The sequence below is a fragment of the Wenzhouxiangella indolica genome (assembly GCF_042310355.1).
In the GTDB taxonomy this organism is placed as follows: Bacteria; Pseudomonadota; Gammaproteobacteria; order Xanthomonadales; family Wenzhouxiangellaceae; genus Wenzhouxiangella.
Genome location: NZ_JBHJMR010000002.1, coordinates 221,291 through 242,000, shown reverse-complemented (window position 1 = coordinate 242,000; position 20,710 = coordinate 221,291). Strand labels below are relative to the sequence as shown.

Genomic DNA, 20,710 nt, shown 5'->3' with positions numbered 1-20,710 from the left:
GCTAATCAAACACTGCCGCTGTGGGAGTTCGAGTGTCCGAGTATATCCTTTGGCTCGATGAGCTTGGTATGGGCGACCTGGAAAAGGTCGGTGGAAAGAACGCCTCGCTGGGGGAAATGATCAAGCATCTCAGCGACCTGGGGGTAAACGTCCCGGGCGGATTCGCGACCACGGCGGATGCCTTTCGCCAATTCCTGGAACAGTCGGGTCTGGCCGGCCGGATCGGCGAGGCGCTCGACGCACTCGACGCCGACGACACCCGAGCGCTGGCAAAAACCGGCGGCGAGATCCGGCAGTGGATCATGGACACGCCGCTGCCCGCCGACCTGGAACAGGCCATTCGCGACGCCTACGTGCAGATGCAGGAGCGCTACGGCTCGGACCTGGCCGTTGCGGTGCGCTCATCGGCAACCGCCGAGGACCTGCCCGACGCGTCCTTTGCCGGGCAGCAGGAGACCTTCCTCAACGTCTGCGGCATCGAGTCGGTCCTGGAAAAGATCCACGAGGTGTTCGCCAGCCTCTACAACGACCGAGCCATCGCCTACCGTGTCCACCAGGGCTTTGCCCACGCCGACGTTGCCTTGTCGGCCGGCATCCAGTTGATGGTGCGCGCCGGTTCGGGCGCCGCGGGTGTGCTGTTCACGCTCGATACCGAATCCGGTTACCGCGACGTGGTCTTCATCACCTCGAGCTACGGTCTGGGCGAATCGGTCGTCCAGGGCGCGGTCAACCCCGACGAGTTCTACCTGTTCAAGCAGAACCTGCGCGCCGGCAAGTCCGCGGTGCTTCGCCGCACGCTCGGCTCCAAGGCCACGCGCATGATCTACGGCGACGGCGAGGGCGGCGGCGTCCACACCGAGGACACGCCGGAGACCGACCGCCGCGAGTTTTCCATCTCCGACGCCGAGGCCACCGAACTGGCGAAAATGGCGCTGACCATCGAAGAACACTACGGCCGGCCGATGGATGTCGAGTGGGGCAAGGACGGAGAAACCGGCGAGCTGTTCATCCTGCAGGCACGCCCCGAAACGGTGAAGAGCCGCGCCGGGCAGTCGATGGAACGCTTCCGCCTCGAATCCACCGGCCAGATCCTGGCCGAGGGCCGCGCGATCGGCCAGCGCATCGGCCAGGGCAAAGCCCGCGTGATCCAGTCGCTCGACCAGATTCACGAGGTCGAGGAAGGCGACGTGCTGATCACCGACATGACCGACCCCGACTGGGAACCGGTAATGAAGCGCGCCGCTGCCATCGTCACCAACCGCGGCGGGCGCACCTGCCACGCGGCCATCATCGCGCGCGAGCTCGGTATTCCGGCGGTGGTCGGATGCGCCGATGCCACCGAACGCGTCCCGCACGAGGCCGAAGTTACCGTTGCCTGCAGCGAGGGCGACACCGGGCGCATCTACGAGGGCAGGCTGGAATTCAGCGTCAGTGAGGACTCGCTCGACGACATGCCCGAAGCCCCGCTGAAAATCATGATGAACGTCGCCAACCCCGACCGCGCCTTCGATTTCGCCATGATCCCGAACCACGGCATCGGCCTGGCGCGGCTGGAATTCATCATCAACCGCATGATCGGCATTCACCCCCTCGCCCTGCTCGACTATGACGGGCAAAGCGACGAGGTCCGGGCCGAGATCGACCGGCGCACGTCCGGCTACGACGACCCGGTGGGCTTCTACGTCGACAAGCTGGCCGAAGGCATTTCCACCATCGCCGCACCCTTCGGCCCCAACCCGGTGATCGTGCGACTGTCCGACTTCAAGTCCAACGAGTACGCCAACCTGATCGGCGGCGAGCGCTACGAGCCCGACGAGGAAAACCCGATGATCGGCTGGCGCGGCGCCTCGCGCTACGTCGACGAAAACTTCAAGCCCGCTTTCGAGCTCGAGTGCCGCGCCCTGAAAAAGGTTCGCGAGGAAATGGGGCTCGACCACGTCTGGGCCATGATCCCGTTCGTACGCACCGTCGACGAGGGCCGCGAAGTGATCGAAGTCATGAAGAAGTTCGGCCTCGAGCGCGGCAAGGACGGTCTGAAAATCATCATGATGTGCGAGCTGCCCTCGAACGCGCTCAGCGCCGAAGCCTTCCTGGAGCACTTCGACGGATTCTCGATCGGATCGAACGACATGACCCAGCTGACCCTCGGCCTCGACCGCGACTCCGGCCTGGTGGCCCACCGTTTCGACGAGCGCGATCCGGCGGTCAAGGCGATGCTGGCGATGGCCATCGAGGCCTGCCGCAAGCAGGGCAAGTACATCGGCATCTGCGGCCAGGGCCCGTCGGACTACCCTGACCTGGCCGAATGGCTGATGGACCAGGGCATCGAGAGCATGTCGCTCAACCCGGATACGGTGGTGGATACCTGGCGGAAGCTGGCGAAGCACAAGGGCTGAGGGACTAGGGACTAGGGACTAGGGGCCAGCGGAAGTCTACCTCCGGGTTTCCTAGTCCCTAGTCCCTGGTCCCTAGTCCCTGGCCCCTAATCCCTCGCTCCACCGCCCAGCGCCCCCATGAACCGCCGATAGTAGCGAAGCTCGTCGACCGAATCCCTGATATCCTCCAACGCCTGGTGGCTGGATTCCTTCTTGAACCCTTCGGCCACCCCGGGCGCCCAGCGCCGTGCCAGTTCCTTGAGGGTCGAGACATCGAGATTGCGGTAGTGAAACCAGGCTTCCAGATCGGGCATCAGGCGCGCCAGGAAGCGGCGATCCTGGCAGATGGAATTGCCGCACATTGGCGAGGCTCCGGCCGGCACGTGCTGCTCCAGGAAGGCGATGGTCCGCCGCTCGGCTTCGGCCAGGTCGATCTCGGATTCCAGGCAGCGTCGCACCAGTCCCGACTCGGTGTGCGTGCGGGTGTTCCACTCGTCCATGCCCTCGAGCAAGGGGCGCGGCGTGGCGATGGCCAGTTCCGGGCCCACCGCAACCTCGTTCAACTCGGCGTCGGTGACCAGGGTGGCGATCTCGATGATGGTGTCGGTGGCCGGATCGAGGCCCGTCATTTCCAGGTCGATCCAGATCAGGTTGTTCTCGTTCATGGCCGGTCGCGGTGTCTGAAATCGGGCTGGGCACTATACCAGCAAGGGCCTGCGCGATGACGAGCGGCCCGGTTCGCCTGATCCAGGCGCATGCCAATCACGGCGTGGCCGCCGTCGACGGTGAACTGCGGCGCGTGCACTTCCCCAGGCGGATCGAACGTCCACTACCCGGCGACCTGGTCTTCATCGATTCAGCCGGCACGCTGACCGAGGTGACCGAACGGCGCAGCCTGTTCGGACGCGGCGATCCACGCGGGCGCTTTCGCCCCATCGCCGCCAACCTCGACCGCGCCCTGATCGTGATCGCCCCCGAACCACCGCCCAGCCGCGACCTGCTCCACCGTTACCTGACCGCCTGCCTTATCTGCGGCGTCGAACCGCTGGTGGTGGTCAACAAGGCCGACCTGCAGCGGCCCGACCAGGCGCCGTTCGTCGAGCTCGCCGACCTGGCCGCCCTTGGCTTCGAGTCGGTCGAGACCCGCTGCCGGCCGGAACCGGACGTCTCGGCACTGCTGCCAAAAATCGACCAAGGCGTGTCGCTGTTCGCCGGTCAGTCCGGGGTCGGCAAGTCTTCTTTGCTCAATGCCCTGATTCCCGACCTGGACGCGCAGACCGGGGAGCTCTCGCGGGTCACGGCCAAGGGCACGCACACGACCACCACCGCCACCGTCCACCGCTACAGGGATTCGGCCTGGCTGGTCGACACCCCGGGCGTGTGGGAATACGGCTTGTGGAAAATGGATCCCGCCACCCTGCAGCGCGGTTTTCCCGAGTTTTCAGAGCACGCCGCCGGCTGCAAGTTTCGCGACTGCCGGCACAACTCGGAGCCGGGCTGCGCCGTCATCGCCGCGGTCGAAGCCGGCACCGTCCCCGCCTTCCGCCACCAGGCCTGGCTGCGCCTGCTGTCCGAGCAGGAGCGGTTTCGTTAATGCAAAGCATCCACAAGCGCCAGCCGTAGCTCAAGGGCCCGTTTTGGTCATTCGATTATTGTGCATTTCGGGTTTGTTTGGGATTTGGTGCTTGGAGTTTGGAATTTGAATCATCCCTACCAGGGCAAGGTCTCGCCGTTGGCGTGGCGGAAGCTGCCGGTGGTGTCCATGCTCAGCTCGTCGATGCGCTCGACCAGGCCGGCGGCGGCTTCGGCCGGATCGACGTGGCCCTGGCCGCCGGTCATCCCCGTGCGCACGAAACCGGGGTGCAACAGGCCGACGGCGATCTCGCGGTCCCGGAGCTCGTGGGCCAGGTTGACGCCGGCCATGTTCACCGCCGCCTTCGACATGCGGTAGGCCCAGGCGCCGCCGGAGCCGTTGTCCGCCATCGAGCCGACCCGCGAGGAAACGATGGCCACCTTGCCGCCGTCGTTGAGGTGGTTGATCAGAGCGTGGGTGACGCGCAGTGGCGCCAGGGAATTGACCTCGAACTGCGCCCGCCAGTCGTCGAGCTGGTCCTCGATGCCGTCGAAGCTGGTCGGGATCAGCAAGCCGGCGTTGTTGACCAGCAGGTCGATCCGCGTGCCGCGCAGGCGGTCGGCGAGCGCCTCGAGGCTACCGCGGTCGGTCAGCTCGATGCCCTCCTCGACCTGCACTTCCAGGGCCTTGAGCTCAGGCGAGGCTTTTCGGCACACGGCGATGATGCGGTAGCCCCGATCGCCGAGCTGCCGCGCCAGTTCCAGGCCGATGCCCCGATTCGCTCCCGTGATGACGGCTGTTTTCATGATTGCGAGAATCCGCTTTGAGTCTGTGTCTTATGCTACTATTTTTGCGAATTCTTGCCGAGAGAATCACGGCAAGCCGAGGGCATAACCAGAGGATCTGCCATGAAGCGCGAAACACTGGGCAAGCTGGTTTGGGGGACGGCATTGGTTGCAATGACAGGGATCGCCATGGCCGGCGACGTCCTGCTTATCGAGAAGGTCGAGGAGCGCATGCTGCGCGACCTGCCGCAGAACGGGCTCACCACGGCCCAGGTCGAGTCCCGTTTCGGACCGCCCGAGCAGAAGCACGCGCCGGTGGGAGACCCACCGATCTCGCGCTGGGTCTACGACGACTTCAACGTGTACTTCGAGTACGACCTGGTGATCGAAAGCGTGCTCCACCACGACGCCATCATGCGCGAGCTCGAGGCTCGGAGCGAGCGCTGAAGCGCCCGTTTCATGTCGCATACCGATTACCGTCTTCCGGCCGAGTGGGAATCGCAGAGCGCGACCCTGCTCGCCTGGCCGCCCACGGCTTCCGACTGGCAGCCACGGCTAGCCTCCATCCATGCCGAGTATCGCCAGCTGATCGAGGCGATCCTGGCGTTTCAACCGGTCGTTCTGCTGCTGCCCGAGGGCGAGCCCGCCCCGCAGGACCTGCCCGACAGGCCCGACCTGCAGCGCATCGAGACGCGGTACAACGATACCTGGTGCCGCGACTACGGCCCGATCACGCTGGTGTTCTCCGGCTACCGCCTGGCCCTGGATTTCCATTTCAATGGCTGGGGCGGCAAGTATCCGGCATCGCTGGACAATCGCGTCAACACCCACCTGTCGAGAGACGAACGCTTCGCCAACCTGCAGTTCCGGCAGTACCTGTTCGAACTCGAGGGCGGCGCCATCGACAGCGACGGTCGCGGCCGCTTGCTGGTCAACTGGCACTGCCTGCGCACCCGCCTCCCGCACCTGACCGATGGTGAAATCGAATTCGAGCTACACAACCTGCTCAACGTCGACCGGGTGCTGGGAATCGATGTCGAGCCCATGCCGGGCGACGACACCGACGGCCATATCGATACCCTGGCTCGCTTCGTCGATCACGACACGATCGTCTACCAGGAGCAGGCCGACCCCGACCGGACCGACCGAGTGCGCCAGCAGCTCGAATCGCTGCTCACCCGCGACCAGGCCGGGTATCGCCTGGTCGCCCTGCCCCGGCCGGACGATCTCGACGACGCGCTGCCGGCCAGCTACGCGAACTTCCTGTTCGTCAACGGCGGCTGCCTGGTGCCCGCCTACGGCAGCCGGCACGACGAATCGGCCCGCGCGATCCTGGCCGACCTGCTGCCCGACAGACGCGTGGTCGCCGTACCCGCTGCGGTTATGATCACCCAGTCCGGCGGCCCGCATTGTGCCAGCATGCATATTCCGGCGGCACTCGGATGAGCGAGCGCCGCCTGGAAATCGCCCTGGTGCAACATGCCATGGGCCCCGACCTCGACGAGAACCGCGCAAGCACGGCCGACGGCGTCGCGCAGGCCGCCGAACTCGGGGCCGATCTCGTCGTGTTGCCCGAACTGCACGCCAGCGAGTATTTCTGCAAATATCAGGATCCGGCCCTGTTCGACCTGGCCGAGCCGCTCGACGGACCGACGGCGCAGATGCTGTCGAAGGCCGCCGCCGATCACAACGTTGTGCTGGTGGGTTCGATCTTCGAGCATCGCGCCCAGGGGCTGGCCCACAATACCGCGCTGGTGTTCGAGCGCGACGGGCGTCGCGTCGGAATCTACCGCAAGATGCACATACCCGACGATCCGGGCTACAACGAGAAGTTCTACTTCACCCCGGGCGACCTTGGCTTCGATCCGATCGATACCTCGGTGGGCCGTCTCGGCGTCCTGGTCTGCTGGGACCAGTGGTACCCGGAAGCGGCCCGCCTGATGGCACTGGCCGGGGCCGAGCTGCTGCTCTATCCCACTGCCATCGGACTCGACCTGAACGACGACGAGGCCGAGCAGCTTCGCCAGCTCGACGCCTGGCGCACCATCCAGCGCAGCCACGCCGTGGCCAACGGCATTCCCATGGTCACCTGCAACCGCGTGGGCTTCGAGCCCGACCGCTCCGGCGGCGACCACGAGGCCGAATTCTGGGGCCACAGCCTGATCGCCGGCCCGCAGGGCGAAATCCTGGCCGAGGCCGGCAGCGAAGCCGAAGTGCTGTTCGCCAGCCTGGACATGAACCGCAGCGAACAGGTCCGACGCATGTGGCCGTTCCTTCGCGACCGTCGCATCGACGCCTACGGCGACCTACTCAAGCGCTGGCGCGACTGAAAGCGCCGACAGGGGCCGCAAGACGCGGCCCCGGCACCTACCAGTGGATACCGCGCATTAGTGAGGCAAACGCCACCTGCTCCTGCGTCGGCTTGACCTCACCTTCATCCTCCCGCCCCTGGGCGGCAGCTGAATCCGGGAACATCCGGAAGGCGGAATTGAGCACGATCTCCGAGACCTTGGGCGCCGTGGCGTGGAGAATCTGGGCGAAGATTCCAAGACGCGTGGCGATCCGCTGCGGCCGGTAGATGACCGCCTGCTTGATCATGTCGGCGGCGTCTTCGGGCGTGATCGTCGGCACATGCTCGTACATCTTGGTCGGCGCGATCATGGGTGTGCGCACCAGCGGCATATTGATCGTCGTGAACGACACCCCGGTGTCGGCGAACTCCGACGCCGCGCAGCGCGAGAACGCGTCCAGCGCGGCCTTGGAGGCCACGTAAGCGGAGAAGCGAGGCGCGTTGGAGAGAACCCCGATGGAGGAGATGTTGATGATCTGCCCGCCACCACGCTCGACCATCACGGGCAGAAAGCCCATGATCAGCTTGAGCGAACCGAAGTAATTGAGCTGCATGAGTCGCTCGTAGTCATGGAAGCGCTCGTAGGAAAGCTGAATCGAGCGCCGGATCGACCGGCCGGCGTTGTTGACCAGGATATCCACCGCGCCGTGGTCGGCCAGCACCTTCTCGACGAGCTGCTCGCCCTCCTTCATGTCGGCCAGGTCGGCGGTGTAGTAGAAGGCCTGCCCGCCGTCGGCTTCGATCTCGGCCTGCGTTTCCTTCAGCCCCTCCTCGCCACGCGCGACGATGACGACCCGGGCACCGGCCCGGCCCATCATCAGTGCCGTGGCCTTGCCAATCCCGGACGAGGCGCCGGTGATCAGCACGACCTTGTCACGGACTTGCCCGGACAGGGAGCGATCGATGAACAGCTCGGGATCCAGGTGGCGCTCCCAGTAGTCCCACAGCACCCAGGCATAATCCTCGAGCGGCGGCACCGAGATGCCCGAGCCCTTGAGCGCCTTCTCGGCGTCCCGGTTGTCGAAGCGGGTGGGGTAGCTGAAAAAGCTGAGCATGTCCTTGGGGATGCCCAGATCCTCAAGCACCTGTTTTACGATGCGTCTGACCGGCGGCAGCATCGTCAGCCCCTGCTTGACGGGCGCGGGAATGAAGCTGAACAGTCGCGCGTCGATGCGCATCGACATCAACGGCGCATGCGCGGCCTGGGCAAACAGATTCATTACTTCGCCGATCCGCTTCGGACTCGGGTCGGTCAGGTGAAAGCACTGTCCATCGAGTTTCGGTTTGTGCGCGATATGATCCATCGCCTGCGCCACGTAGTCGACCGGAACAATGTTGATGCGGCTGCCTTCCAGGCCCAGGGTTGGAACCCAGGGCGGCAGCATCCGGCGCATTTTCTGGATCAGCTTGAAGAAATAGTACGGCCCGTCGATCTTGTCGATCTCCCCGGTCTTCGAGTGCCCCACGACGATCCCGGGCCGGTAGATGCGCCAGGGAACGGGACAGGTCCGCCGGACCAGCCCTTCGGACTCGTGCTTGCTCCGGAAATACGGATGCTGGAGGCCGGTTGCCTCTTCGAACATGTCCTCACGGAAGGTGCCCGGATAGAGTCCGGCAGCGGCGATCGAGGAGGTGTGGTGGAAACACTTGACCTTGATCTTCTCGGCCAGCTGAATGGCGTGCTTCGTACCCCCGATATTGGCCGCCTCGTTGCTTTCGGCATCTGCGGCCAGGTCGTACACGGCAGCCAGGTGGAAGAAATGCCTGATCTTGCCGTCCAGCTTTTCGAGGTCGGCCTTTCGCACGCCCAGCGCCGGCTTGGTCAGATCCCCGCTGATGGCCACGATGCGTCGCTTGTGATCTCCCCATCGCTCAGCCACCAGGTTGTTGAACTTGGTCTTGGAGCCTCGCCGCACCAGGACGTAGATCGTCCCCTTGCGCTTGACCAGCTCGTCAATCAGATTGCGGCCGATGAATCCGGTTCCCCCGGTCACGAAATAGCTCATTGCGGCACTCCCTCCGGCATAATTGTCATGACCCCCAAAGATACCGACTCGAAGGCGATTCCGCCACCGTCGGCGCGACCGGGATCGGTCGGCGTTGACCTACCGGGGACCGCATGCTAGAAAGACCGAAACCGCGACCACAAAAGGGAACCCCAAGCAATGAGCGACCTGGAGACCAGCTTCAAACAGGCTGCCGACAATGCCCAGAACCTCGATGAACGGCCCGACAACGACACCCTGCTGAAGCTCTACGCGCTTTACAAGCAGGGATCCGAGGGCGACGTCTCGGGGGAGAAACCGGGCTTTTTCGATTTTGTCGGCGTGGCCAAGTACGAAGCCTGGGAAAAGCTCCAGGGCATGGATCGCGACGAGGCCAAGCAGAAGTACGTCGACCTGGTCGAATCGCTGCGAAGCTGAGCACACCGCACCGGTCCGGGCCGGCATGAGCCGGAACACGCGCGAGCGCATACTGCAAGCCGCCCTGCTCCTGTTCAACGAGCATGGCGAGCCGCACGTGCCGACCAACCGCATTGCCGACGAGCTCGACATCAGCCCGGGCAACCTGCACTACCATTTCCGCACCAAGGGCGATCTCATCCAGGCCCTTTTCGCGGCCTACGAGCACCGGATGCTCGAGTTGCTGGCCACACCCGAAGCCCGGGATGTCCACGTGGAGGACATCTGGCTGTTCCTGCACCTGGTTTTCGAGACGATCGGCGAGTACAGGTTCATCTATCGCGACCTGAGCGACCTGTGCGGACGCTTCAGGTACGTGCAGCAACGCTTTCAGGGCATCATCAAGCTGTCCATGCAGACCGCCCGCCACCTCAGCGAAGGCCTGAGCGAGCAGGGGCAGCTGAAGGCCACTGAAGAGGAACTCGATGCGCTGGTCCGCAATATCGTGCTGGTCTCGACTTTCTGGCTTTCCTTCGACCAGGTCGCCGAACGCGAAGCCGAGCCCCGACCGGAACGTGCCGCCTGGCAGGTAATGAGCCTGATCAGCCCGTACCTGGTCGGGGGAGCGCGGGAGGAACTATCCGAGCTGGCCAGGGCTTATCGGGTGCCCGGGCTGTAAGCAACTCCCCGTGAATCGTGAATGGAACAACACTGAACGAAGCCGCTCGATTTACGATTCCCGATTTACGAAGGTCCGGCTAGCGCCCTAAAGCCAAGGTCCGCCGCCCGAGTTTTCGGCCTCCCCGGACAAAAAAAGACCCGGACAGGGTCCGGGTCAAGTAGCAGCTGGTTCCGGGCCGAGGGAGGTAGCCCGGGCTGCTTCGGGGTAGTCTGGAGGAGTCGACTACAACAAATCGATCACGATGCAGCCGAGTCGCTCTTGCTTTCAGCGGCCTTGGCCGTGGTCTTCTTGCTCGCGGTCTTCTTGCTGGCCGTACCCGCAGCCTTCTGCTGCGCGGACAGGGAACGAACTTCCTTGTTCAGTTCGGCGACGCGATCGCTGAGCTGCTTGATCTCGTCGGAAGTCGGAACGCCGAGGCGGGAAAGTGCCCGGGCCACGCGCTGCTCGAAGACCTTTTCGAGCTTGTCCCAGTTGCTCTGGGCAGTGTCCCGCACCTTGCCAACGCGGCTTTCAACATCGTCGCGCACGCCAGTGACGGTTTCGTTGACCGTCTTGCGGCCCTTGCCTTCAAGCTTGCTGCCTTCCTTGACCAGGCGGTCGAACAGCTTGTTGCTCTCGCCGAGCACCTTGCTGCTGGTTTCCTCGACGGACTTGCGGCTGTTCTCGAACAGCTTGCCGCCTTCCTGCTGCGCCATCGAAAAGGCGCCGAGGCCGGCCAGCCAGATCTCGTGGGCATAATCCTGAGCCTGCGAAGTGGCGGTCTTGCGAGCAGCCGTCTTGCGCGTTGCGGTCTTCTTGGCCACCTTCTTCTTGGCGACCTTCTTTTTGGCAGTCTTCTTAGCCATGTCTTAACAACTCCTTTTTCACCGCCTTCGGGCGGGATGTGTCGTGTGAACTTGAGTTGTAAGATAGACCCAGTTTCTAGAGTGGACACACTAATCATGGATACCGCCAACTGGGCCGCCTTCGACAACGCCGACAAGGCTTTTCAGTATCCCGGCAAGAAGCTATCGAGCGCCTGGCCCACGCTTCACCGCGGCGACACCGAGCCGCTTCCCGACGACGAGCGCCTGCTCGACGCCTGGCGCCACTTTCACGCCGGTGACTTCGCCGGCGCGGTCGAACTGGCCGAGTCGATCGGCCTCGAGGCGCATGCCGTTGCCAACAAGGCCTCGGGCATCTACGCCGACTACCTCGAAGAGGACGAAGCGACCAAGGTCGCCATTTACCAGTCCGGCATCGAGCGTGCGGAGCAGGCCATCCAGCGCTGGGACCAGGACGCCAACGCGCACTACTTTCACGCCTTCCTGCTCGGGCGTTACAGCCAGAGCATATCGATCACCCAGGCCCTGGCGCAGGGCATCGGCGGAAAGGTGCGCGAGTCCCTGGAAAACGCGCTTTCGCTCTCACCGGAGCACGCCGAGGCCCACACCGCCCTCGGGCTCTACCACGCGGAGATCATCAACAAGGTCGGAAAGATGGTGGGCAAACTCACCTACGGTGCCAGCGCCGACAAGGCGCTGGAACATTTCGAGCGAGCACTGGAACTGACACCCGAGGCGCCGATCGCCCACCTGGAGTACGGCAACGGCCTGTACCTGTTGTTCGGCGACAAGCGCCTGGACGAATCGAACGCCGCCTACGAAAAGGCCGCCGCCATCAAGCCGATCGACGCGATGCAGAAGCTGGATGTGGAGTATGCCAGGGCGAGCGTGTAACCGCCCTTAGCCACCATAGCCGCCCTCATCGATCCACTCATGCATCAACTCCGCCGCCTCCGGCGGAATCGGGCCGTCCTGGGGCCCCAGCAGCATGGTCAGGTGCAGCAGGTTCTCGAACTCGCGCCTGAAATCGACAACCACTTTGTGCGGGTCCGGCACCAGGCGATTGTCGGTGATCAGCCCCGAAAACACCTGGCCGTTGTAGCTGATGATGCTGATGCCCATTCCGACCGATCCGGTCTGCGGCACCCAGAACATCATCTCGCGGATTTTCGAGCCGACCATGTAGAGCGGCTCCTGCGGGCCCGGAACGTTGGTCAGCACGGTTGAAGCCTTGCGGCTGAACAGTTCCAGCGCCGGCTTCTGCAGGGTGGCCGGCCCCATGCCCAGGGCGGCCAGCAGGCCCAGCGACATCATCGCCTGCCGGGAATCCTTGAGTTCGCGCATGAACTCGGCCACGCGGTAGACGCGTGCCAGGGGATTGTTCTCGGCCACCGGCAACTCCAGGAAAACCAGGCCAAAGTGATTGCCGAGTTCACGCGCGTGCTCCAGCGGCCTGAGATTGACCGGAACCGTGGCGCGCATCGTGACCTCGGAAGGATCGTCGCCGCAGTCGACCATGTAGCGGTGCAGCGCACCGGTCATGACCGCGATCAACACATCATTGACGGTGCAGCCCAGGGCCTTGCCGACGGCCTTGACCTCTTCGAGATCGATCGGCTCGGCCCAGGCGACGTTCTTGCGCACGCCGAGCTTGCCCTTGAAGCGCGAGGGGGGATCATCGGGCAACAGCAGTGCATTGATGAGTTCACCCGTCAAATCGGCCGCCGTGCCGGCATAGTCACTCGCCAGGTGCGGATCGCGCACTATCTGGGCGGCCTCCTCGATCATCTTGTAGCTCAAGTGCTGAACCGCGTCGATCCCGTCCCGAGCCGGCGCCATCAGGCGTCGAAAGATATTCGATTCGGCCGCACGCTTCTCTTTCCAATCCTGCGGGCTGATCTGCCGCAGCGATTTTTCGGGATCGGCCTCGGTCAGTGACAGCAGCACCTCGACCAGCGCAATGCCGTCGGCGTAACAGTGATGAATCCGGCTGACAATCGCCGGCCCGCCGGCATAGTTTTCCACCAGGTGGAACTGCCACAGCGGCTTGGTCTTGTCGAGCGGGGTGGAAGCGAGCTGAGAAACCAGCTCCTCGAGTTCGGCCTTGCCGGCATCGCCGGGGAGCGCCGTGCGCAAAATGTGCGCGCTTGGCTCGAACAGTTCGTCGGTTTCCCACCAGCAGCCCCGGGCGGACTCGACGGCCTTCTGGCGAAAGCGGCGAAAGGCAAGGAAACGATTGACCAGGATCTCGCGAAACGCCTCGAAGTCGATCGGATTCTCGAGGACGATCACGCCGGTGATCATCATCAGGTTGGTCGGCTGCTCCATGCGCAGCCAGGCAATATCGACTTTCGAAATCGCTTCGCGCTTGGCGCTCGTCACCCGGACCACTCCCTCAGCTTCAATAGCAGGATTCTTTCATGCCCCGCGACAAGCGTCAATTTGCGATCAATGAACCTGCCGCTGCCCTGCCCCCGCCTGGTCCTGCGCATTGCCGGCCAGATCGTAGGGCAACTTAACCTGGTCGAGCCCGAACTGCTTGAACACCGGCTGGAGTTGATGGTGGATGAGTGGATAGAGCTGACGCGTGAGGCTGCCGTGGTTGGCCTTGAAGGTTTCGAAGCCTACCGGCTCTCCCTGGAACTGCGAATAGACCACCTGCAGCACCAGCTCGATGGTGAACAGCGGCTTGTCTGGTTGCTCCTCGCGCGAACCGCGACACATCATCCGGGCGGTGACCTGGTACTGGGGCAACTCTCCCTCGTACTTCATCTCCAGCGGGGTGAGCTTGAGTTCGACCTTGGCGCTGAAGGTCTGGTTCGGCGGCACGATTTCGCCCAGTTCCGCATTCAGGCGTGTGACCTGGGTGTGCGCCAGGGCGAAGCGTTCGAGCAGGTTGATCATGGGGTGTCCCTGAAAGCGATCCGAACTGGAGACATGGCCATCGAGCGGGCCGGATTCAAGCACCGACGCGGCAAAAAACGGAGCGCCCGCACAATGGCGGGCGCTCCTGCTCTGTCAACGTCCGGGCAAACTCAGGGCGTGAAGGTGGTTGTATCCACCGCCGTGGCCTCGCCGTCGCTTTCACCCAGTGTCAGCGGCAGGTAGTCGTTGGTCAGCCACAACCTGAGCTGATTGGTATAGAAGGGGCTGACCAGCACACCGCTGCGACCGCCAGGCAGGATCTCGCTGACGTTGGGCGTGCCCGGCGTCATCTCGGCCACCGTGCGGCGCGCCGGACCGGAACCGAACATGAAGTCGTTGAGCCCGTCAGCTCGCACGCCGTGCGAAGAGGCATCGACGGTCTGGTATCCGCCGGCACGGGCTACGCCCGGCAGGTTCTCACCGACATCGCTCAGACCGCCGCCATTGGGCACGTTGAACGGATCGCTGCCCAGCGGGTGGCTGAAGACGATGCGGTGCAGCTTGCCCCAGCGGTACTCGCTCTGGTCGGTGGAATTGCCGAAGGCCGGGGCGAACTCGTCGCTGGCCAGCAGCTCGAGGGTCTGCGCCAGGCTGGCGAGCAGAACCGTGTCGCGAGCCGATGCCATGTCCGGCGCTTCCTCGACGTTGAAGAACGGCACACCGGAGGCGCCGAATCCACCGTTCTGGTCGAAATCGGCCAGCAGGTGATGGAATGCGCGCAGGGCGTCGCTCGAACCGGGGCGGAAATTGCCCAGCTGGAGGGCCTCGAGCGTGGCGTCGATGGTATTCCCGATGGCCTGTCCGCGCCAGACCGAGTAGATGGTGGCGGCCACGCTGTTGGCAACCGCCTCGGCCGAGGGTTCACCGCTGCCGGCGGGGCTGCCGGGATCCCAGCCCTCGGCCAGGCCTGTCGGCGTCGAGAAGTCCCATTCGGCGAGTCGGCCCGCAGCTTCCTGGATACCCGGATCGAGCGCGAACTGCGCCAGACCGGGCCAGGCATCTTCGGCGGTGGCGTTCTCGAACGCCTCGAGGATATGCGGCACGATCAACTCGGCGTCGAACATCTGGTTGTTGGCCTGCAACGCCTTCATCTGGTCCACGCTGATGTCGCCGGCGGAAATCATGTCCTGGAGCTCACGATCGATGCGCGCCATGCGCAGCTCCGAATAGGACGGATTGAGGTAGTAGATACCGTTTCCGCCCGGGCGCAGCTGGTTGAGCGGATTATTGTCCAGGGTCGTGCCGACCGGGTCGTTGTTGGCGTTGGCGATATAGCCGCTGGCCGGATTGACCACGTGCGGCATTTCCGACTTGGGCAAGGAGGCGAACGGCGCGGCCCGCGGCGAGTCGTCGTTGGCCGGCAGCCAGTCGTGGCCCAGCGCCCCGGAACCATCACGCAGCAGGAAGGGCGGAACGCCCCCGCCGACTTCGTTGTTCTGCAAGTCCTGGCGCAGGGGAACCCCACCGGCCGTGAAATAGGCGATATTGCCTTCGACATCGGCGTAGACAATGTTCTGAGAACCGAAGGTCCAGTTGTCGATTGCCGCGCGGAATTCTTCCATGTTGCTGGCGCGCTCGAAGCCTCGCAGGGTGCTCAGCTCGAAGGTCGCGCCCCAGCCGGCGTACTGCACGGATATCGCCGAGTCGGCGTCAGGCTGCGCCACGATCGGGCCGTTGTTGCGGCGCGGCACGAGGAAAGTAATGCCGCCAGAGGCGTAGCCGACGTTGGCGCGATTGAGGTTGTCCATCTCGCCGTCACCGACACCATTGACGAAGTAGCTCTGGAAGGCGTAGAGCACCGGCTCCTCGCCATCGGCGTGAACCGTATGCGTCGGCAGACCGTAGCCGTTGGTCAGGATCTCTTCCTGGAAATAATCGGTCACGTCGACATTGTGGTTGGTCAGGCCCCAGCAGATATCGAGGTTGCAACCGAGCAGGATCAGGGGCGTTCCCGGCGGCGTGACCCCGCTGACCACCCGTTCCTCGTCGCGAATGACGATGTTCTCGTTGATCATCAGGGCCGGCATGTCCAGTCCCAGATGCGGGTCGTTGGCCATGATCGGGAAGCCGTTCTCGGTGTGCTCACCGGAAACCACCCACCAGTTCGATCCGGCGCGATTGTCCGCCCGGCCGATGGTCGTGCCGAGCAAGGGGATGCTGCGGACCCGGTCCATGTAATGCCCCAGGCTGTCGACCACCGAGTCATCGAGCTGCGGCAGGTTCTGCCAACCACCCGTCTCGCCCGCCGAGCCGGATTCGGTCGCCGACTGGAGGCTGGCTTCTGACGTACCCGGCACCGGGAGGATGCCCGCCGTCTCGAAGAAATCCGGAATGCTGATGCGGTCATCCATGGGCGCACTGCGGGACAGGTCTTCTGAAAACAGTGCGCGTCCATCGAACCCGGCGGCATCGCCAACACCCTGGTAATTGGCGAGCCTGAGCGTGCGATCGACGACGCCGGAATCGAACGACAGCTGGAAGGCCAGAAGCTTGCCGATGATCAGCGAATCGACCGGCGACCAGCGCTCGACCTCGGTCAATTCCAGGGCGCCGTACTCGGGCGGCAGCTGGTCGGCACTGGCCAGGAATGCGTTGACGCCGTCGGCATAAGCCTTCACCCAGGCCTTTTCGTCGGCGGTCATTTGTTGCCAGGTCTCGAGCGCGCCGCGGCGGAGCCCCAGGGTCCGGAGCTCGACATCGCTGCTCAGCGCGCCCTGCCCGAGGAGTTCGGCCAGCGTGCCGGAGGCGACACGGCGCAGGTAATCCATCTGGAAGAGTCGGTCGCGCGCATGCAGAAAGCCCCGGACATAGTTGACGTCGTGTTCGGTGTCCCCGACGATGGTCGGAATACCGTTCGCGTCCGTGTGAACCGTGACCGGCGCGGAAAGGGCCGGCATCGGCACGGACTGCGCGTTCAGGCCGGCAGCCAACGCCAGGCCGCCGACGAGCGTGATCAATTTTCTCATTCTCTTGTACCCCTGATGTTTTGTGGTGTGCGTCACCGATTATGGCACACCCGGCGCCGGGGCCTGCATGGGCCGGGATCGGGCGCCAACCGGGCGCTTTTCCTTTCCGCGCCGGCGTTCGCGGCGCGGGTCAGGCCGCCATTTCCTCCCGGGCTGCTCAAGCGCTTATAATACGCACCGCTTCGGAGCCGCCGGCCGGCCTTCCGAACCCCGGCGCATCACTAAAGAAAGAGAGGAGTCGTCATGGCGCACACTGCCGCCGCCTTCAAGGTGGACTATTTCCAATTCCTCAAGCCCGATGGCAAGCTGGTCGACGACCAGCAAGTGCCGTCGCTGGCCAGGGATTTCGATCGGCTGACCGAGCTGTACAAGCTGATGGTTCTGACCCGCACCTTCGACAAGAAGGCGGTCGCCCTGCAGCGTACCGGCAAGCTGGGCACCTACGCCTCCAGCCTCGGGCACGAGGCCGCCCACGTGGCCATCGGCGCCTCGATGCGTGAACAGGACTGCTTCGCGCCGATGTATCGCGAGTACGGCGCGCAGTTCTATCGCGGCGTGAAGATGTCCGAGGTGCTGCTCTACTGGGGCGGCGACGAGCGCGGCAGCGATTTCAGCGGCCCGAAGCACGACTTCGCCTGGTGCGTTCCCATCGCCACCCAGTGCATGCATGCCGCCGGCGCGGCCTTGGCCTACAAGCTCAAGAAGGAAGATCGCGTGGCGGTCACGGTCGTCGGCGACGGCGGCTCCTCCAAGGGCGACTTTCTCGAGGCGATCAACGCCGGCAGCGCCTGGAAGCTGCCGCTGGTGCTGGTGATCGTCAACAACCAGTGGGCCATCTCGGTCCCGCGCAAGAAGCAGAACACTGCCGCCACGCTGGCGCAGAAAGGCATCGCCGGCGGGCTTCCCAGCATCCAGGTCGACGGTAACGACCTGATCGCCTGCCTTTGGGCCATGGACAAGGCGGTCAACGCCGCTCGCCAGGGCAAGGGCGCTTTCGTGATCGAAATGCTCACGTATCGCCTCAGCGACCACACCACCGCCGATGACGCCCGCCGCTATCGTCCCAGCGACGAAGTCGACGAGGCCTGGGACCGCGAGCCGATCAAGCGGCTCAACACCTACCTGGTCGACCAGGGCGCCTGGGACGACCAGAAGGAAGAAGAGCTGCTCGGCGAGTGCAAGCAGTGGGTCCAGCAGGCCGCCGATGAATACATCGACGTGATCGAGAACGACCCGCAGCCAGTGACCGCCATGTTCGACTACATGTTTGCCGAACTGCCGCACGACCTGATCGAGCAACGAACCTACGCCCAGGACTACGCCGAAGACGGAGGGCAACACTGATGGCAGAGATTACCCTGATCGACGGCGTCACCATGGCGCTGGCCCGCGCAATGGAAGAGGATTCGAGCGTGGTCATGTTCGGCGAGGACGTCGGCGTCAACGGCGGCGTCTTCCGGGCCACCGCCGGGTTGCACGACAAGTTCGGCGACGAGCGCGTGATCGACACGCCCCTGGCGGAGGTGATGATCGCCGGCATGACCGTCGGAATGGCCTCCCAGGGCATGAAGCCGGTCGCCGAAGCCCAGTTCTGCGGCTTCACCATGCCGATGATCGACCACATCATGTGCCACGCCGGGCGCCTGCGTAACCGTACCCGCGGGCGCATGAGCTGCCCGATGGTGTTGCGCTTCCCCTCCGGCGGCGGTATCCACGCCCCGGAACACCACTCCGAAAGCCCCGAGGCGCTGTTCGCGCACATGCCGGGCGTTCGCGTGGTCATCCCCTCCTCGCCCTCGCGCGCTTACGGCCTAATGCTCGCCGCCATCCGCGATCCCGATCCGGTCGTCTTCATGGAACCCAAGCGCATCTACCGCTGGCAGAAGGAAGAAGTGGCCGACGACGGCGAAGAGCTGCCGCTGGACGTGTGCTACACGCTGCGCGACGGCAACGACCTGACCCTCGTGACCTGGGGCTCGATGGTCAAGGAAACGCTGCAGGCGGCCGACGAGCTCGAGCAGCAGGGCCTGAGTGTCGAGGTGATCGACGTGGCCACCGTCAGCCCGCTCGACATGGACACAATCATCGAGTCGGTCGAGCGCACCGGCCGCTGCGTGATCGTCCAGGAAGCGCCCAAGCACTGCGGCGTGGCCAGCGAAATCGCCGCCGGCCTGGCCGATGGCGGCATCTGGCATCTCCACGCGCCGGTCAAGCGCGTTTGCGGCTACGATGTGGTCATGCCACTGTACCGAAATGAAATGAAATACATGCCCAGCGTGCGGCGCATCGTCGACGCGGCCAAAGAGATTCTGGAGGTTTCATGAGCGTTTTCAATCTGCCCGATCTCGGCGAGGGCCTGCCGGATGCCGAAATCGTCGAATGGCTGGTTTCCGAGGGCGACGAAGTCGAAGTCGACCAGCCGCTCGTTTCCATGGAAACAGCCAAGGCCGTGGTCGAGGTTCCCAGCCCCTTCAGCGGCAAGGTGGTCAAGTTCCACGGCGGCCCAGGCGATGTAATCAAGACTGGTGCCCCGCTGGCCGAATTCCAGGTCGAAGGCGACACCGGCACGGAAGAATCGACCCAGAGCGAACCGCCGGCCACCGTTGCCGCAGCCGAAAGCGAACAGCAAGACGAATCGCCGAGTTCCGAGGCCACCGAAAGCGAAAGCGGTGCGGCCGAAGACGCCACGGAATCGGACAAGCCCGCCGGCGGCGAGCGCGAGGATTCCGGAACCGTCGTCGGCAAGATGCAGGCCGGGGGCGAAGTCCTGCAGGAGCGCACCTCGACCGTGGGCGGCGTCAAGGTCACCCCGGCCGTTCGCGCTCTTGCGCGCAAGCACAAGGTCGACCTCTCCCAGGTCAGCCCCACGGGTACCGACGGCGTGGTCACGGCCGCGGACGTGCGCAAGGCAGCCGAGGAAGGAACCGCCAAGGCACAGCCGCGCCAGGAGCAGCCGACCCAGAAGCGCGAAGAACCGGATTTTCCGACCGATGCGCAGCGTGAGCACAAGCCGGCCGAATCGAGCCGTCCCAGCCAGCCGGCCGCCTCGGCCAGCGGCGAATGGGAGCCGCTGCGCGGTACCCGCCGCACCATGGCGCGCATCATGAGCGAGTCGCACAAGCGCGTCGTGCCGACCACGCTGATGGACGATGCAGACATCCACGCCTGGCGCGCCGGCGAAGACGTCACTTATCGTCTCCTGCGTGCCCTGGCCGCCGGCGCGAAGGCCGAACCCGGTCTCAACGCCTGGTTCGACGACGAGCAGAACATGCGCATGGTGCACAAGGGCATGGACGTGGGCATGGCGGTCGACACCGCCGACGGCCTGTTCGTGGCCCGGCTCAAGGGCGTGCATAACGGCTCGCGTGAAGACATTCGGGGCGAGATCAACCGCCTGAAGGAAAACGTCAACAGCCGCAGCATTCCGCCCGAGGACCTCAAGGACTACACCATCATGCTGTCCAACTTCGGGGTCTTCGCCGGGCGCTACGCCACGCCGATCATCAACCCGCCCTGCGTGTCGATCGTTGCCGCCGGCGTGTTGCGTCACGAGGTCGTGCCGGTCCTCGGCGGCGTGGAAGTGCACCGCATGATCCCGCTGTCGCTGACCTTCGACCACCGCGCCTGCACCGGCGGCGAAGCGGCCCGCTTCCTCCGGGCCATGATCGCCGACCTGTCAAAGGCCGAGTAAACCGCCAATGCCTGAAAATTCCCACGCAGAGACTCAGAGACGCAGAGGGCGCAGAGAAAATAGTTTTGTTATTGATTTTATCTCTGCGAACTTCGCGGCTCTGCGGCTCTGCGTGAGGCTGACGACGCAACTACTGG

The 20,710-nt window shown here is 64.4% G+C and carries 18 protein-coding genes; 11 read left to right on the top strand and 7 right to left on the bottom strand.

Annotated elements, in window-relative coordinates; genetic code table 11:
* The first annotated feature begins 32 nt into the window (after positions 1–32).
* Positions 33–2,396, top strand: coding sequence for a phosphoenolpyruvate synthase (ppsA, locus tag ACDC67_RS04195; protein WP_376690879.1), 2,364 nt, complete (start codon positions 33–35; stop codon positions 2,394–2,396).
* Positions 2,397–2,482: 86 nt separating this feature from the next.
* Here the strand turns inward: ppsA and orn are convergent, their stop codons facing one another.
* Entirely contained in the window at positions 2,483–3,040 is a 558-nt protein-coding gene (gene orn / locus ACDC67_RS04190; RefSeq protein WP_376690877.1) for an oligoribonuclease, read from the bottom strand.
* A 56-nt stretch (positions 3,041–3,096) separates the two neighbouring features.
* On the opposite strand from orn, the gene rsgA reads away from it, so the two are divergent.
* Entirely contained in the window at positions 3,097–3,969 is an 873-nt protein-coding gene (gene rsgA / locus ACDC67_RS04185) for a ribosome small subunit-dependent GTPase A (protein WP_376690875.1), read from the top strand.
* A gap of 116 nt (positions 3,970–4,085) precedes the next feature.
* Here rsgA and ACDC67_RS04180 read toward each other — a convergent pair whose 3' ends face one another.
* Positions 4,086–4,754: an SDR family oxidoreductase gene (locus ACDC67_RS04180; protein ID WP_376690874.1), complete on the bottom strand. Its 669-nt coding sequence runs from the start codon at positions 4,752–4,754 to the stop codon at positions 4,086–4,088.
* Between the two features lie 102 nt (positions 4,755–4,856).
* Between ACDC67_RS04180 and ACDC67_RS04175 the strand changes: the two genes are divergently transcribed.
* The 3 genes from ACDC67_RS04175 to ACDC67_RS04165 are packed head-to-tail and all read left to right on the top strand — an operon-like array spanning position 4,857 to position 7,063.
* Complete coding sequence (locus tag ACDC67_RS04175; protein ID WP_376690872.1) at positions 4,857–5,180, top strand: hypothetical protein; 324 nt, start codon at positions 4,857–4,859, stop codon at positions 5,178–5,180.
* A gap of 12 nt (positions 5,181–5,192) precedes the next feature.
* Positions 5,193–6,179, top strand: a complete 987-nt coding sequence (locus ACDC67_RS04170) for an agmatine deiminase family protein (RefSeq protein ID WP_376690870.1) — start codon at positions 5,193–5,195, stop codon at positions 6,177–6,179.
* Positions 6,176–7,063, top strand: a complete 888-nt coding sequence (locus ACDC67_RS04165; protein WP_376690869.1) for a carbon-nitrogen hydrolase — start codon at positions 6,176–6,178, stop codon at positions 7,061–7,063. Before ACDC67_RS04170 ends, ACDC67_RS04165 begins: the two co-directional genes overlap by 4 nt.
* Positions 7,064–7,100: 37 nt before the next feature.
* On the opposite strand, the gene ACDC67_RS04160 is transcribed toward ACDC67_RS04165, so the two are convergent.
* Entirely contained in the window at positions 7,101–9,089 is a 1,989-nt protein-coding gene (locus ACDC67_RS04160) for an SDR family oxidoreductase (protein ID WP_376690867.1), read from the bottom strand.
* Positions 9,090–9,248: 159 nt separating this feature from the next.
* On the opposite strand from ACDC67_RS04160, the gene ACDC67_RS04155 reads away from it, so the two are divergent.
* Together ACDC67_RS04155 and ACDC67_RS04150 are read left to right on the top strand one after the other, a co-directional pair.
* Entirely contained in the window at positions 9,249–9,506 is a 258-nt protein-coding gene (locus ACDC67_RS04155; protein ID WP_376690865.1) for an acyl-CoA-binding protein, read from the top strand.
* Between the two features lie 25 nt (positions 9,507–9,531).
* Positions 9,532–10,164 carry a TetR/AcrR family transcriptional regulator gene (locus ACDC67_RS04150; protein ID WP_376690863.1) on the top strand — a complete coding sequence of 211 codons (633 nt, stop codon included), beginning with the start codon at positions 9,532–9,534 and terminating at the stop codon, positions 10,162–10,164.
* Between the two features lie 239 nt (positions 10,165–10,403).
* Here the strand turns inward: ACDC67_RS04150 and ACDC67_RS04145 are convergent, their stop codons facing one another.
* Positions 10,404–11,012 (bottom strand): phasin family protein, encoded by a 609-nt coding sequence (locus tag ACDC67_RS04145; protein WP_376690861.1) that lies wholly within the window; start codon positions 11,010–11,012, stop codon positions 10,404–10,406.
* Positions 11,013–11,108: 96 nt separating this feature from the next.
* Here ACDC67_RS04145 and ACDC67_RS04140 point away from each other — a divergent pair, with 96 nt between their 5' ends.
* A complete protein-coding gene (locus ACDC67_RS04140; protein ID WP_376690860.1) occupies positions 11,109–11,885 on the top strand; it encodes a tetratricopeptide repeat protein in 777 nt (258 codons plus the stop codon).
* A 6-nt stretch (positions 11,886–11,891) separates the two neighbouring features.
* Here ACDC67_RS04140 and ACDC67_RS04135 read toward each other — a convergent pair whose 3' ends face one another.
* The 3 genes from ACDC67_RS04135 to ACDC67_RS04125 form a co-directional block, all read right to left on the bottom strand.
* Positions 11,892–13,373: a WS/DGAT/MGAT family O-acyltransferase gene (locus tag ACDC67_RS04135; protein ID WP_376690858.1), complete on the bottom strand. Its 1,482-nt coding sequence runs from the start codon at positions 13,371–13,373 to the stop codon at positions 11,892–11,894.
* 66 nt (positions 13,374–13,439) lie between these two features.
* Positions 13,440–13,895 carry a hypothetical protein gene (locus ACDC67_RS04130; protein ID WP_376690856.1) on the bottom strand — a complete coding sequence of 152 codons (456 nt, stop codon included), beginning with the start codon at positions 13,893–13,895 and terminating at the stop codon, positions 13,440–13,442.
* Between the two features lie 131 nt (positions 13,896–14,026).
* Entirely contained in the window at positions 14,027–16,882 is a 2,856-nt protein-coding gene (locus ACDC67_RS04125; RefSeq protein WP_376690855.1) for a penicillin acylase family protein, read from the bottom strand.
* 243 nt (positions 16,883–17,125) lie between these two features.
* On the opposite strand from ACDC67_RS04125, the gene pdhA reads away from it, so the two are divergent.
* Genes pdhA through ACDC67_RS04110 form a run of 3 tightly spaced genes read left to right on the top strand, consistent with a single transcriptional unit; the run spans position 17,126 to position 20,573 of the window.
* Positions 17,126–18,226, top strand: coding sequence for a pyruvate dehydrogenase (acetyl-transferring) E1 component subunit alpha (pdhA, locus tag ACDC67_RS04120; RefSeq protein WP_376690853.1), 1,101 nt, complete (start codon positions 17,126–17,128; stop codon positions 18,224–18,226).
* The gene (locus ACDC67_RS04115; protein WP_376690852.1) at positions 18,226–19,206 is read left to right on the top strand and encodes an alpha-ketoacid dehydrogenase subunit beta; all 981 of its coding nucleotides are present in this window, start codon (positions 18,226–18,228) and stop codon (positions 19,204–19,206) included. Before pdhA ends, ACDC67_RS04115 begins: the two co-directional genes overlap by 1 nt.
* Positions 19,203–20,573, top strand: a complete 1,371-nt coding sequence (locus ACDC67_RS04110) for a dihydrolipoamide acetyltransferase family protein (protein ID WP_376690850.1) — start codon at positions 19,203–19,205, stop codon at positions 20,571–20,573. The genes ACDC67_RS04115 and ACDC67_RS04110 overlap by 4 nt, the downstream gene beginning before the upstream one ends.
* Positions 20,574–20,710 lie beyond the last annotated feature (137 nt).

Excerpts from the sequence above, each read along its gene's own strand:
- orn (WP_376690877.1), bottom strand. The coding sequence starts at position 3,040 with ATGAACGAGAACAACCTGATCTGGATCGACCTGGAAATGACGGGCCTC.
- rsgA (WP_376690875.1), top strand. The coding sequence starts at position 3,097 with ATGACGAGCGGCCCGGTTCGCCTGATCCAGGCGCATGCCAATCACGGC.
- ACDC67_RS04180 (WP_376690874.1), bottom strand. The coding sequence starts at position 4,754 with ATGAAAACAGCCGTCATCACGGGAGCGAATCGGGGCATCGGCCTGGAA.
- ACDC67_RS04175 (WP_376690872.1), top strand. The coding sequence starts at position 4,857 with ATGAAGCGCGAAACACTGGGCAAGCTGGTTTGGGGGACGGCATTGGTT.
- ACDC67_RS04170 (WP_376690870.1), top strand. The coding sequence starts at position 5,193 with ATGTCGCATACCGATTACCGTCTTCCGGCCGAGTGGGAATCGCAGAGC.
- ACDC67_RS04165 (WP_376690869.1), top strand. The coding sequence starts at position 6,176 with ATGAGCGAGCGCCGCCTGGAAATCGCCCTGGTGCAACATGCCATGGGC.
- ACDC67_RS04160 (WP_376690867.1), bottom strand. The coding sequence starts at position 9,089 with ATGAGCTATTTCGTGACCGGGGGAACCGGATTCATCGGCCGCAATCTG.
- ACDC67_RS04155 (WP_376690865.1), top strand. The coding sequence starts at position 9,249 with ATGAGCGACCTGGAGACCAGCTTCAAACAGGCTGCCGACAATGCCCAG.
- ACDC67_RS04150 (WP_376690863.1), top strand. The coding sequence starts at position 9,532 with ATGAGCCGGAACACGCGCGAGCGCATACTGCAAGCCGCCCTGCTCCTG.
- ACDC67_RS04145 (WP_376690861.1), bottom strand. The coding sequence starts at position 11,012 with ATGGCTAAGAAGACTGCCAAAAAGAAGGTCGCCAAGAAGAAGGTGGCC.
- ACDC67_RS04140 (WP_376690860.1), top strand. The coding sequence starts at position 11,109 with ATGGATACCGCCAACTGGGCCGCCTTCGACAACGCCGACAAGGCTTTT.
- ACDC67_RS04130 (WP_376690856.1), bottom strand. The coding sequence starts at position 13,895 with ATGATCAACCTGCTCGAACGCTTCGCCCTGGCGCACACCCAGGTCACA.
- ACDC67_RS04125 (WP_376690855.1), bottom strand. The coding sequence starts at position 16,882 with ATGAGAAAATTGATCACGCTCGTCGGCGGCCTGGCGTTGGCTGCCGGC.
- pdhA (WP_376690853.1), top strand. The coding sequence starts at position 17,126 with ATGGCGCACACTGCCGCCGCCTTCAAGGTGGACTATTTCCAATTCCTC.
- ACDC67_RS04115 (WP_376690852.1), top strand. The coding sequence starts at position 18,226 with ATGGCAGAGATTACCCTGATCGACGGCGTCACCATGGCGCTGGCCCGC.
- ACDC67_RS04110 (WP_376690850.1), top strand. The coding sequence starts at position 19,203 with ATGAGCGTTTTCAATCTGCCCGATCTCGGCGAGGGCCTGCCGGATGCC.